Annotated in this window: 13 protein-coding genes; 9 read left to right on the top strand and 4 right to left on the bottom strand. The window is 48.6% G+C overall.

All coding sequences use genetic code 11. The features are described 5' to 3' along the window. Window positions 1-26 precede the first annotated feature (26 nt). From BFP76_RS03415 to BFP76_RS03405, 3 genes are read right to left on the bottom strand one after another with little or no spacing between them, the layout of a single operon-like run. Window positions 27-1097, bottom strand: coding sequence for a bifunctional transcriptional activator/DNA repair enzyme AdaA (locus BFP76_RS03415; RefSeq protein ID WP_099591768.1), 1071 nt, complete (start codon window positions 1095-1097; stop codon window positions 27-29). Between the two features lie 59 nt (window positions 1098-1156). Further along, on the bottom strand, window positions 1157-2218 hold the full coding sequence (locus BFP76_RS03410; protein WP_099591767.1) for an ABC transporter ATP-binding protein: 1062 nt from the start codon (window positions 2216-2218) through the stop codon (window positions 1157-1159). A gap of 1 nt (window position 2219) precedes the next feature. Further along, the gene (locus BFP76_RS03405; RefSeq protein WP_099591766.1) at window positions 2220-3023 is read right to left on the bottom strand and encodes an IclR family transcriptional regulator; all 804 of its coding nucleotides are present in this window, start codon (window positions 3021-3023) and stop codon (window positions 2220-2222) included. A gap of 170 nt (window positions 3024-3193) precedes the next feature. Between BFP76_RS03405 and BFP76_RS03400 the strand changes: the two genes are divergently transcribed. From BFP76_RS03400 to BFP76_RS03360, 9 genes are all read left to right on the top strand, one after another. Next, on the top strand, window positions 3194-4441 hold the full coding sequence (locus BFP76_RS03400; protein ID WP_099591765.1) for an ABC transporter substrate-binding protein: 1248 nt from the start codon (window positions 3194-3196) through the stop codon (window positions 4439-4441). Window positions 4442-4504: 63 nt separating this feature from the next. Continuing rightward, entirely contained in the window at window positions 4505-5416 is a 912-nt protein-coding gene (locus tag BFP76_RS03395; protein WP_099591764.1) for a carbohydrate ABC transporter permease, read from the top strand. Between the two features lies 1 nt (window position 5417). Next, a complete protein-coding gene (locus BFP76_RS03390; RefSeq protein ID WP_099591763.1) occupies window positions 5418-6266 on the top strand; it encodes a carbohydrate ABC transporter permease in 849 nt (282 codons plus the stop codon). 9 nt (window positions 6267-6275) lie between these two features. Then, window positions 6276-7634 carry an alpha-glucosidase/alpha-galactosidase gene (gene melA, locus BFP76_RS03385; protein WP_099591762.1) on the top strand — a complete coding sequence of 453 codons (1359 nt, stop codon included), beginning with the start codon at window positions 6276-6278 and terminating at the stop codon, window positions 7632-7634. After that, entirely contained in the window at window positions 7631-8404 is a 774-nt protein-coding gene (locus BFP76_RS03380) for an SDR family NAD(P)-dependent oxidoreductase (protein WP_099591924.1), read from the top strand. Before melA ends, BFP76_RS03380 begins: the two co-directional genes overlap by 4 nt. After that, a complete protein-coding gene (locus BFP76_RS03375; RefSeq protein WP_099591761.1) occupies window positions 8401-9318 on the top strand; it encodes a 2-dehydro-3-deoxygalactonokinase in 918 nt (305 codons plus the stop codon). Before BFP76_RS03380 ends, BFP76_RS03375 begins: the two co-directional genes overlap by 4 nt. Then, window positions 9315-9920, top strand: coding sequence for a 2-dehydro-3-deoxy-6-phosphogalactonate aldolase (locus BFP76_RS03370; RefSeq protein WP_099591760.1), 606 nt, complete (start codon window positions 9315-9317; stop codon window positions 9918-9920). The genes BFP76_RS03375 and BFP76_RS03370 overlap by 4 nt, the downstream gene beginning before the upstream one ends. After that, window positions 9917-10759 carry an SMP-30/gluconolactonase/LRE family protein gene (locus BFP76_RS03365; RefSeq protein WP_099591759.1) on the top strand — a complete coding sequence of 281 codons (843 nt, stop codon included), beginning with the start codon at window positions 9917-9919 and terminating at the stop codon, window positions 10757-10759. The genes BFP76_RS03370 and BFP76_RS03365 overlap by 4 nt, the downstream gene beginning before the upstream one ends. After that, window positions 10756-12657, top strand: coding sequence for a beta-galactosidase (locus BFP76_RS03360; RefSeq protein WP_099591758.1), 1902 nt, complete (start codon window positions 10756-10758; stop codon window positions 12655-12657). Before BFP76_RS03365 ends, BFP76_RS03360 begins: the two co-directional genes overlap by 4 nt. On the opposite strand, the gene BFP76_RS03355 is transcribed toward BFP76_RS03360, so the two are convergent. Beyond that, window positions 12654-13337 (bottom strand): fumarylacetoacetate hydrolase family protein, encoded by a 684-nt coding sequence (locus tag BFP76_RS03355; protein WP_099591757.1) that lies wholly within the window; start codon window positions 13335-13337, stop codon window positions 12654-12656. The genes BFP76_RS03360 and BFP76_RS03355 overlap by 4 nt on opposite strands. Window positions 13338-13339 lie beyond the last annotated feature (2 nt).

The raw sequence follows: 13339 nt of genomic DNA, 5'->3' as shown, positions 1-13339 counted from the left end.
ACTTTATAGATTTTTGTGATGCTGTCTTAGGTTTCAGGGGCTTTTGTAGCATTATAAAGCGTTTCAATTTCAATTAGTCGCTGTTTACGCCACAACCCGCCACCATATCCTGTGAGCGATCCGTCTGCGCCGATCACGCGGTGACATGGTATCAGCAACGCAATTTGGTTGGCACCATTTGCCCGCGCAACAGCGCGGACGGCATTTGGGGCATTAATTGTGCGTGCAATTTGGGAATAGCTGCGGGTCTGTCCCGCTGGTATTTCACGAAGTGTGCGCCAAACTGAGCGCATAAATGGTGTGCCATGCATGGCGACAGGGGTGCGAAATTCGGCGGACTTTCCAGCGAAAAAATCGGTGAGCTCTTCACGAATTTGCTCACTTGGTGGCATGGTACCAATCCCAATATCACCGCGCACCTGTTGCGAAAGTTTTTGCAGCTCTTTAGGCAGTGCCTTGCGGTCAATGAATTCCAAAAGATGCAGAAACTTTGAACAGGATACTGCAATCATGGGGCCAAGTGGGGTGTTGTTCCAATCGGCCTTGAGCATCGCGTCTTTGGCAAAATTTGCTGGCGATTTACCCATAAGTTTTGCAAATGCAGTGCGAAATGCACTGGCAGATTCAAAACCAGCATCAATTTGCGCATCGATAATACGCCCGCCATCAGAAAGGGTGGTGAAACTTTCGCTTAGGCGTCTTTGGCGTGCCATTTCCAAAAAGGTTTGCCCAAAATGACGCTTAAAGGCACGGCGTACCGTGGATGGATCAAACCCCATTTGGATGATATCGTTTTCCGTCCAGCGATAATGCGGACGATTTTCCAACGCATTCATCAGGGCAATAATCGCAGGATCCGCATCCGCCATCGGGGTCATTGGGTGGCATCGTTTGCATGCGCGAAACCCTGCGTTCACGCAATCGCTGACGGTTTCAAAAAATTGACAGTTTTTGCGCAAAGGTTTTCGTGCAGGGCAGGTAAGACGGCAAAAAATGCCAGTTGATGTAACACCGACAAAGGCGCGCCCATCATATGATGGATCACGCGCAACAAGAGCTGTATAAAGTATATCTGGGTTTAAGCGTTCATATAACATATGCCCAATGTACATATTTCAGCGCTGCGGTGCGCCGAAAATCGGGCGTATATTAAAAATTATATCCGAATACGCTTTTCGCTGTCTGTGTCGAAATACATAACTGTGTCTCGGTCAAAGGAAATGCCAACACGGTCGCCTTCGTTGGAACGAATATCCCCGCGTTGTTCCGCGATAAGCTTTTCACCATTATCTGCGCGTAGATGCACATATGAAACCCCACCCAAACTTTCAGATATTTCAACGCTGAATGTGTCACCGGTTGGATCAATGGTGATAAATTCGGGACGAAGACCAATCGTGACAACGCGCCCATGATAGGGCGATGGCAATTTATGTTTAAGCGTATCGCCTGTTGCGCCGATTTTCACATTGGTTTTTTGCACCTGCCCAGAAATGAAATTCATAGCGGGTGATCCAATGAAACCTGCCACGAATTTATTGTCTGGGTCACGGTACAATTCCATTGGTGCGCCAACCTGTTCAATTACACCTGCGCGCAGAACCACGATTTTATCGGCCAGTGTCATCGCCTCGACCTGATCATGCGTGACATAAATCATGGTGGCACCAATTTCGCGGTGCAAACGCGCAATTTCCACACGCATTTCCACACGCAATTCGGCATCCAGATTTGAAAGCGGTTCGTCGAACAAGAATACTTCTGGCCCACGAACGATGGCGCGACCAATGGAAACACGTTGGCGTTGACCACCTGAGAGGGCAGCGGGTTTGCGTGACAGGTATTCATCCAGTTTCAAAATGCGGCTGGCTTCTGCGACCTTTTCTTCGATAACGGACTTGGGGTGGCCGTTCATTTTCAAACCAAACCCCATATTTTGTTTCACCGTCATATGCGGATAAAGCGCGTAAGTTTGAAACACCATCGCAACTCCACGCTGTGATGGATCCATGGTGGTGACATCACGATCACCAATATGGATTTGACCATCGGTTGTGTCCTCTAGCCCTGCTATCATTCGCAACAGCGTGGATTTACCACAGCCCGATGGCCCCACGAATACACAAAACTCGCCATGATCGATTTCAAGATCGATGCCGTGGATAACCTGTACATCGCCGTATTTTTTAATCGCTTTATTCAGTGTGACGCCTGACATGCTATGCCCCCATCGTTTGTGATTTATTAAGATCTGGAAAACGCCAATCCTGTGCCTCTGCGGCAATGGCTTGGCTGGTTTTTGATAATTCTGGAACCAGCTTTTCCATCGCGGCCAAATTGGTGCGGGTGGTTGAACTGGTCACGGACAATGCGCCCAAGATGCGCCCGCGTGGTGTTAAAATTGGCATGGCGACACAGATGATGCTGGGTTCGTGTTCTTCACGATCGAACCCATATCCATTGGCGCGAATTTCGGCCAGTTCGGCACGCAATTCCGTTTCATTTTTCAATGTAGAAGGCGTAAATTGGTGAAATGATTGTTGAGCGATCACGCTTGATAATGTGTCCTCGTCCAAAAAGGCCAGCATCGCTTTGCCCACGCCAGTGCAATAGGCCGGGCCAACCTTGCCTGCTTCTGAAAACATGGCGATGGGTTGGGTGGCGTTGCGCTTGTCGACGTATAACACTTGTGCATTATCAAGCTGTGCCAGATGCACAGTTTCGCCGACGATTTCGCTCAGTCGATCAATATGTGGGCGCGCAATGGGCGCGAGCGAGCTTTGTTCCCACGCCGCATGTGCCAGACGCATCAGACGTGCACCGGGTGCATATGTGTTGCGATCAGGATCAAAACGCAACATGCGTTGATTCGTCAGCGCCTGCACATAACGAAACAAAGTTGCCTTTGGGAATTCTGACCCATCTAGCAATTCCGAAAATTTCACAGGGCGGCCGAAATTGGCCACTTGATCCATTACACTAAGGGCTTTGCCAATCGTTCCGTCGCCGTCACGTTGCGCCATATTTATCCTCCCGCGTCGTTTAGAATTTTATCTGTTTGGCCTCCTCGCCGTGAACAGATTTCATCTAAATTCTTGACAAGCATAGGCGAGTCGCGCTTAAGTATCAATAATCAAAACTAAGTTTCACATAGTGGAACTCGTTTTATTTGGAAGCACCAGGGAGGATTCACATGCGTTCCATCACAAAGGCGTCCATTGCGGCGCTCGCTGCCGTTACGGCAACCACTTCTTTTGCGTTTGCAGACGGGCTGTCAGGGGATTTGAAAATCTTCCTTGATACATCAAACCCTGCGCCGCGCGAAACATTTGAAACAATGATCGCTGAATTTCAGGGTATGCATCCTGATCTGAAAATCGAAACAACCATTATCGATCGCGAAGCGTATAAAACGCAGATCCGCAACTTCTTGACCGCGAATGCGCCAGACGTTGCAACTTGGTATGCGGGCAATCGTATGTTGCCATATGTGCAGCCGGGTTTGTTCGAAGATGTATCTGATCTTTGGGAAGGTGAATTGGGTGAAAACCTTGCATCAACCAAGGCGGCGATGACCATTGATGGCAAACAATGGGGTGTACCTTATTCATATTACCAATGGGGTGTTTATTACCGTGCGGATATCTACAACGAATTGGGTCTGACAGAGCCAAAAACATTTGAAGAAATGAAATCCAACTGTCAGGCGGTTTTGGATTCTGGTCGCAAATGTTACACAATTGGCACGAAATTCCTTTGGACTGCTGCGGGTTGGTTTGATTATTTGAACATGCGCACAAATGGTTATGAATTCCACATGGATTTAACCGCTGGACGTGTTGCATGGACAGATGATCGCGTGAAGCAAACATTCGCAAATTGGCGCGAGCTGATCGACATGGGTGCGTTTATCGACAACCACACTGCATACAGCTGGCAAGAAGCAATCCCATTCATGGCCAAAGGCGAAGCCGCGGCATATTTGATGGGTAACTTTGCTGTTGATGCGATCAAAGACGCAGGTGTCACCGATGATCAATTGGATTTCTATCAATTCCCAATGATCGTTGAAGGTGTGCCAATGGCCGAAGAAGCACCAACAGACACATTGCATATTCCATCGAATGCGAAAAACAAGGCAAACGCCAAAGCGTTCTTGCAATATGTTGCATCAGCGGATGTTCAAACAGAAATCAACGCCAAATTGGGACAGTTGCCTGTGAACAATAAATCATCAGTGAATGCAGATGATAAATTTGTATCCCAAGGGTTTGAAATGCTGAATGGCGCGTATGCGCTTGCGCAATTCTTTGACCGTGACGCGCCTGCGGAAATGGCCAAGGTCGGCATGGAAGGTTTCCAAGAATTCATGGTTCGCCCTGATAATCTTGATGCCATCCTGACGCGCTTGGATGCGGCGGCAAAGCGTATCTACAAATAATAAAATGTACCTCTGGTGGGCGTGTTATGCGCCCGCCATTTTTGTCTGTTTTTGGGGGTAGCTATGTCCATGCAAGCCGATCATTCAAATCGTTCGTGGTATAAACGCAATGAAATTGCGTTGACACCTTGGTTGTTCCTGATCCCAGGCATTTTGATGTTTCTTTTCTACGTCATATTGCCCGTATTCCAGAGCTTTTATATTTCCACCCTTGATTGGGATGGATTGGGGCAGGGCACATCGGTCGGTTTGGAAAATTACCGTGAATTGTGGCATGACCCGGCGTTTTATATATCTTTGCGCAACAACCTGATCTGGCTGGCCTTGTATTTGCTGGCGATCCCTGCGGGGCTGTTCATTGCATTGTTTTTGAACCAAACGGTGACGGGGATACGGTTATACAAATCCCTATTCTTTTTCCCATTTGTCATTTCACAAGTCGTGGTTGGTTTGGTGTTTACGTGGTTTTATGATCCGACATTTGGATTGTTAAATACGTTTATCGGTTGGTTTGGCTTTGGCCCAATCAATGTGCTGGGCGATCCGACATATGTCACATATGGCATTATCGCTGCGGGTCTGTGGCCGCAAACAGCCTATTGCATGATTTTGTATCTGACAGGTTTAAACGCCGTTGATCCAGAACAGATAGAAGCAGCACGCCTTGATGGTGCCAAGGGTTGGCGCATGTTGTGGTATGTGATTATTCCACAACTGAAACCGGCTACATTCATTGCATTTGTTGTGACCGTGATTGGGGCGCTGCGATCATTTGATTTGATTTCAATCATGACCAATGGCGGCCCTTTTGGGGAGAGCCGTGTGTTAAGCTTTTACATGTTCGAAGTGGCACTATCCGAATACGGTTTTCGCATGGGATATGGCGCCGCCATCGCGGTGGTTCTGTTCCTGATCATGCTGTGTTTCATCACCTATTTCTTGTACTCCATGTACAAAGAAGAAAGAGGGCATTGATATGTTTCCAACACCTATCGAAAAATCGTCACGCACGTGGCAATTAACATATCAATCCTTGCTGCCAGTAGCGCTTGTTTTGTGGCTCTTACCGCTTATTGCGGTGGCATTGTTTTCAATCAAACCCGCGGGTGATTTTTCTGCAGGGAACTACTGGAATTTACCATCGCAATTTGCAGGCTTTGAAAATTACGGGCGGGTGTTTTTGGAATCTGACATGCCGCGCTATTTGTTGAATTCCGTGTTCATCACCATTCCCACCGTGATCGGTGCAGTTGCGCTGAGCGCGATGACGGGATTTGCGCTTGGCATTTATCGGTTCAAGCTGAACTTGGCGGTGTTTTTCCTGTTTGTTGCAGGCAACTTTGTACCCTTTCAAATCTTGATGGTGCCTGTGCGTGATCTGACATTACAAATGGGTTTGTATAATACGAAAACGGGCTTGGTTTTATTCCACATCGCCTTTCAAACTGGGTTTTGTACACTGTTCATGCGCAATTTCATCCGCGCATTGCCGTTTGAATTGATCGAGGCCGCGCGCGTCGAAGGTATCGCGGAATGGCGCATTTTCTGGTATGTGGTTTTGCCCTTGATGAAACCTGCCATCGCGGCACTTGCGGTTTTGATTTTTACCTTTATTTGGAACGATTATTTTTGGGCGGTTGTTCTGACCCAAGGGGTTGAAAGCCAACCCGTCACCGCAGGAATTACATCGTTTAATGCACAGTATCGCGCCGCCTATCATTTGATGAGTGCAGGATCAATCGTGGCGGCTATTCCGCCTGTTGCGATGTTCTTCTTGATGCAGAAACACTTTATTGCTGGCCTGACTTTGGGCGCTGTGAAATAGGATAAAACCATGCCAAAGAAAATTACCTTTATCGGTGCTGGCTCCACAATTTTTATGAAAAATATTGTGGGGGATGCGCTGCATTATAATGCGCTTTCTGATGCAACAATTGCATTGATGGATATTGACCAATCCCGTTTGGATGAATCTGAATTGGTTGCGAAAAAAATGATCGCGTCTATGGATGTTGGTGCAACTGTTGAAACCTACACCGATCAACGCGCCGCGCTGACGGGGGCAGATTTCGTTGTCGTTGCTTTTCAAATCGGTGGGTACAAACCTTGCACGGTGACAGATTTTGAAATCCCCAAACAATATGGTTTGCGCCAAACGATTGCAGATACATTGGGCATTGGCGGTATCATGCGCGGGCTGCGCACAGTGCCACATTTGTGGAATATCTGCGAAGACATGCGTGCGGTTTGCCCCGATGCATTGATGTTGCAATATGTAAATCCAATGGCAATTAATACTTGGGCGATTGCGGCGCGTTATCCCGATATCAAACAGGTGGGCCTGTGCCATTCGGTACAGGGCACGGCGGCAGAGCTGGCGCATGATCTGGGCGTTGATGTTGATAAACTGCGTTACAAGGTGGCGGGCATAAACCACGTTGCATTTTTTCTGGAATTGGAAGAACGACTTGCAGATGGATCATATGCCGATGTTTATCCACGCCTGTTTGATGGTTATCGCAATGGAACCTATCCGCGTACAACAGGTGCGAATGAACGTTGCCCAAATTTAGTGCGCTATGAAATGATGAAACAGCTTGGTTATTTTGTGACGGAAAGCTCAGAACATTTTGCTGAATATGTGCCGTGGTTTATTAAATCTGGGCGCGATGATTTGATTAAGCGGTTTCAAATCCCTTTGGACGAATACCCGACCCGATGCGAAGAACAAATCGCCGATTGGAAATCACAGGCAGAGGCGTTCAAAAAGGCCGATAAAATCGAAGTCCCCAAAAGCCATGAATACGCAGCTACAATCATGAATGCGATGTCTACCAATACGCCAGCCGTGATTTACGGCAATGTCGCCAATCATGGATTTATTCCACAATTGCCAGTGGGTGCGGCGGTAGAGGTGCCGTGTCTGGTTGATGCCAATGGCATCAGCCCAACAGTGGTGGATAATATACCACCTCAATTGATCGCACTGATGCGGAGCAATGTGAATGTTCAGGAACTGACCGTGGCAGCGTTGCTGACGCAAGATCGCGAACATATTTACCACGCTGCAATGATGGATCCGCACACCGCCGCCGAATTGGATTTGGATCAGATCCGCGCCATGGTGGATGATCTGTTGGCGCAACATGGCGATTGGTTGCCCGAATGGGCACGTACACAGGTGGCAGCATGACAGATAACGTAACCTTTCGCGATTTAGCAGGGAAATCGGTGTTTATCACCGGTGGTGGATCGGGCATTGGTGCCGCGCTCACCGATGGGTTCTTGGCACAGGGTGCCAAGGTTGCATTCGTCGGGCGATCCGATGCAAGCGCGTTTTGCGATGAAATGGAACAAAAACACGGCGGCAATCGTCCCCATTTTATGCAATGTGATATTACCGATATTCCCGCATTGAAAAAATGCATCACGCAAGCTGGCGAACACCACGGCCCCATCAGCGTTTTGGTAAATAATGCGGCCAACGATGCCCGTCACTCCGCCGATGAGGTGGACGAAAAATTTTGGGAATTTATGTTGGATGTGAATCTCAAGGCATATTTTTTCGCAGCCCAAGCTGTGGTTGACGGTATGCGCGAACACGGTGGTGGTTCAATTATCAATTTTTCTTCCATCAGCTATATGATGGGGAATGCGGGATATCCTCTTTATACCATGGCGAATTCAGGGATTAATGGTCTGACGCGTTCATTGGCGCGTGAATTTGGCTCTGATCATATTCGGGTAAATGCATTGGCGCCCGGCTGGGTTTTGACCCAAAAACAAAAAGATATGTGGGTCACCGAAGAAGGGCTAAACGCGCATATCGCACGACAATGTTTGCCTGACCCTCTGGCACCAGAAGATATCGTTGATGGCGTCTTGTTTTTGGCATCCAAATCATCCAAAGCGATGACAGGCCAAGCCTTGGTAATTGATGGCGGTGTTGTGGTAACAGGATGAGCGAAGACAAAAATATTTCACCCGATTGGATCGCGGTTGATTGGGGCACAACAAATCTACGTGCTTGGGCTGTTTCAAAATCGGGGCGTGCATTGGATATGGCTTGTTCATCTGATGGGATGGGCGGGCTGGAACGCGATCAATTTGAAACAGTGTTGCGTAAATCTATTGCTTGCTGGAATTTAGGTGGATCAACAACCGTTGTCGCCTGTGGCATGGTTGGATCGCGCCAAGGCTGGATCGAAGCACCATATACAAAGGCACCGTGCAAACCATTGCCAGATGGCCTGATCAAAGCACCCGTAAATGGGGACGATTTATCGGTTTATATCGTACCCGGTATTCGACAAGATAACCCAAGCGATGTGATGCGCGGAGAAGAAACCCAGATCGCCGGTTTCATCGCAACCAATCCTGATTGGGATGGGGTTATTTGTTTACCCGGTAGCCATACCAAATGGGTGCACATTAGCGCAGGCGAGGTTGTTTCGTTTCAAACATTCATGACAGGTGAAATGTTCGATACGCTGTCTCAAAACACGGTTCTTCGCCATTCGATTGCCAATGAAGGTTGGGATGACGACGCATTCATCGATGCCGTATCTGACAGCATGTCCAAACCTGAACGCATCGCAGGGCGTTTGTTTTCATTGCGTGCAGATGGGTTGCTGGCAGGGCAATCGGCACAGGTTGCACGCGCCCGTTTATCGGGCCTGTTGGTTGGTGCAGAATTGGCAGCGGCACGCCCATATTGGCTGGGGCAACAAATCGCGATTTTGGGCGATGAGAAGCTGGCAAAAATATATAGTGCTGCTTTGCTTGAACAAGGTGTGTCAGCCATGCGTACCGATGCCGATCACATGACAGTGGCAGGTTTAAACGCTGCCTATCAATCGCTAAAGGAAACAGCATGAGCCGCCCCTTAATCGCCATTTTGCGTGGTGTAAAACCGACCGAAGCGGTGGAAATTTGTGCCGCTGTGATTCAAGCGGGATTTGATCGTGTCGAAGTGCCGCTGAACTCTCCCAATCCGTTTGATAGCATTGGGATGATGGTTGAAAAATTTGGAGATGTCGCCGCTATTGGGGCGGGTACAGTGTTAGCCGTCGATGATGTTGCACGCGTTGCTGATGTGGGTGGTCGCATGATTGTTTCGCCCAATTGCGATATTGACGTGATCAAAAAAACCAAATCACTGGGAATGCAAAGCTATCCAGGTGTTTTGACCCCAACCGAATGTTTCGCCGCATTGCACGCAGGTGCCGATGGGTTGAAATTTTTCCCAGCGGGGTTGCTTGGCGTGTCTGGATTAAAAGCATTGCGCGCTGTTTTGCCGGCGCAAACGGAAACCTATATGGTTGGTGGTGCGGGTGCTGATAATTTTGGCGAATGGTTGGCCGCGGGTGCGACAGGGTTTGGTATTGGCACAGCACTTTATACACCCAATAGTTCAGCAAAAGATGTCGGAAAACGCGCACGCGCGATGGTTGCCGCCTATGACGAGGCGGTGAAATGATATTTGATGATCGTGCCTGTAAATTGGGCGAAGGCCCATTGTGGCATCCAATCCGCAAACAATTTTTCTGGTTTGATATCAACCGCAAGACATTGCTGACCTCGGATCGCGAATGGCAATTCAACGATCATGTTTCTGCGGCGGGATGGATTGACCAAGATCATCTGTTGATTGCATCTCAATTTGCATTGTTAAAATTTCATATCGAAACGGGTGAACATCAGAAAATTGCCCCGCTGGAAGCGGACAATAAGATCACCAGATCAAATGATGGCCGCGCCGATCCATGGGGTGGATTTTGGATTGGCACCATGGGGCGCAATGCAGAACCGGATGCGGGGGCGATCTATCGATATTATTGTGGTGAGTTGCGTCAACTTTATGCGCCGATTACCATTTCCAATGCGATCTGTTTTAGCCCCGATCGACGCTTTGCTTATTTTACAGATACACCAAGCAAAAAGATCATGCGCCAAGATTTGGATGCAAATAATGGTTGGCCAGTTGGCGCACCCATTGTGTGGCTTGATCTACATGATCAAGATTGGTCGCCAGATGGTGCAGTGATTGATGCGGATGGAAATATGTGGCTGGCGAAATGGGGTGGGGCCGGAGTTGCTTGTTTTGCACCCGATGGTAATTTTTTGCGCGAAGTTCGATGTGATGCGGAACAAATCACATGCCCCGCTTTTGGTGGCGCAGATTTGCGCGATCTTTATTGTACATCAGCAACCCAAGGATTGGGTGCGGAAGAACTTGCCAAAAACCCTGACAGCGGAAAAACATTTCTTCATATGAACATCGCCCAAGGGCAACAGGAACATCAGGTTATATTATGAAACGAACGCTTGGCGTATGTTATTACCCAGAACATTGGCCGATGGATCAATGGGCGCAAGATGCCCGCGATATGGTTGCGGCGGGTCTGTCATGGGTGCGCATTGGTGAATTTGCGTGGTCGCGTTTGGAGCCATCAGAGGGCGATTTTCAATTTGAATGGTTGGATCAGGCGATTGAAACGCTGGGTGGGGCAGGGTTAAAAATTATCCTTGGCACACCTACGGCAACGCCGCCAAAATGGGTTTTGGAAAAACACCCTGATATGTTGGCTGTTGATGAACAGGGGCAACCACGCAAATTTGGTTCACGCCGTCATTATTGTTTTAGTCACGAAGGTTACAAATCTGAATCACGGCGCATTACGCGTATTTTGGCAAAACGATACGGAAAAAATCCCCATATTGCTGCGTGGCAGACGGATAATGAATACGGCTGTCATGATACAACGCGAAGCTATTCGAATGCTGCGCGTGTTGCGTTTCAGGATTGGTTGGCGCAGCGGTATCAATCAATCGATGCGATGAACCGAGCGTGGGGCAATGTGTTCTGGTCGATGGAATATGATACATTTGATCAGGTGGATTTACCCAACCTGACCGTGACAGAACCGAACCATCCACATATGTTGGCGTTTCGCCGGTTTAGTTCGGATCAGGTGGTTGTTTTTAACCGCATTCAGGTCGATGAAATTCGTGCACATTCTGATGCGCCAATCATCCATAATTATATGGGGCGGGTGACAGATTTTGATCACTATGCGGTGGGCGCGGATTTGGATATCGCCAGTTGGGATAGCTATCCCATTGGATTTTTATCTGATCGGCTTGAGGCAAGCGATGAACACAAGGCGCGGTATCTGCGTCAAGGTGATCCAGATATGCAAGCCTTTCACCATGATCTTTATCGGGCTGTGGGCAAGGGGCGATGGTGGATTATGGAACAACAGCCAGGCCCTGTGAATTGGGCGCCGTATAATCCAGCGCCTCTCAATGGAATGGCGCGGCTTTGGGCGTGGGAGGCATTTGCGCACGGGGCGGAAACCGTATGTTATTTTCGCTGGCGCCAAGCCCCCTTTGCCCAGGAACAAATGCACGCAGGCCTGAAACGCCCCGATGGGGTGGATGCACCCGCAATGGCGGAATGTAAACAAGTGGCGGATGAAATCGCGCAACTGTCTGATGTGGGAACGGTGAGCGCAGATGTTGCACTGATATTTGATTATCATTCCTGTTGGGCGTGGGAATCTCAACCTCAAGGTGCGGATTTTGATATGTTCCGTTTGGCATTGGCCAGCTATCGCGCGCTGCGCCGTGCGGGATTATCTGTGGATATTATATCGCCCAATCATGCGATTGACGGATATAAATTGGTGCTCGCACCCGGTTTGATGCACATAAATGATAATCTGCACCAACGGCTTGCAGAATTTGATGGTTTGGCCTTGTTGGGGCCGCGCACAGGTTTGAAAACGGACGAACTTTCTATTCCCATTCCAATGGGGCCAAATGTTCCAATGCTTGATGCCACGGTATCATTGTTAGAAAGCATTCCGCCAAACAGCGCGATTGCACTTGATGGCGGTGGACAGTTTTTGCACTGGTTTGAACATCTCGAAGGGCAAGGCGAGGTTGTTCGCAAAACGCGTGATGGCAAACCTGCGATCATGCGTGCGGGTGGTTTACATTACATGGCGGGCTGGCCCGATGATGATACATATTTGGACATCGTTAAAACGCTTTGTTCTGCGGTTGAAATCGAAACGCTTAACTTGCCGGATGGTTTGCGTGTGCGCGATACACCATCACATCGATTTTATATCAATTACGCACCAGAGCCCTGCGAATTTGACGGGGTCAGAATTAATGCCGCGGACGTGGTTTGGGTGGAACGCGTTTAAATTACATCCACGGACAATTCACCAACACCAGCGATTAAGCCGAACATTTTATCACCACGTTTGATCGCACCCACGCCCGCAGGCGTGCCGCACATGATCAAATCCCCTGCGCCAATTTCGAAATATTGCGATAGGTATTGGATCATTTCAGGCAGCTTCCAAATCATCTGGTTAAGATCACCAATCTGGCGTTGATCACCATTGACCCAAAGCGAAATTTCCCCGCTGTTTGGGTGGCCAATATCACTGGCTGGTACAAACGCACTCATCGGTGCGGAATGTTCAAATGCTTTGCCAATTTCCCACGGGCGACCCATTTTTTTCATCTGCCCTTGCAGATCGCGCCGCGTCATATCTAACCCAACGCCGTAGCCAAAAACATGGCTTAGCGCATCGTCAAAGGCAATGTTACGCCCGCCCGATTTCAACGCCACAACCAATTCAATCTCAAAATGCACATCATCGCTGTGATCGGGATAAGGGAATACACCAGAATTATCGGCATTCTGTGGATTTTTTTGGAAAAAAAACGGTGGTTCGCGGTCGGGATCATGCCCCATTTCAATAGCGTGATCGGCAAAATTACGCCCCACGCAATAGATGCGCCGCACAGGAAATTTTGCATCCGTCCCCACCACATCAACACCACAGGTTTTGGCAGGTTCAATTACATATTTCATCA

Origin of the sequence: Paramylibacter kogurei, assembly GCF_002742285.1 — a bacterium.
In the GTDB taxonomy this organism is placed as follows: domain Bacteria; phylum Pseudomonadota; class Alphaproteobacteria; order Rhodobacterales; family Rhodobacteraceae; genus Amylibacter; species Amylibacter kogurei.
This window is presented reverse-complemented; position numbering and strand designations above follow the sequence as displayed.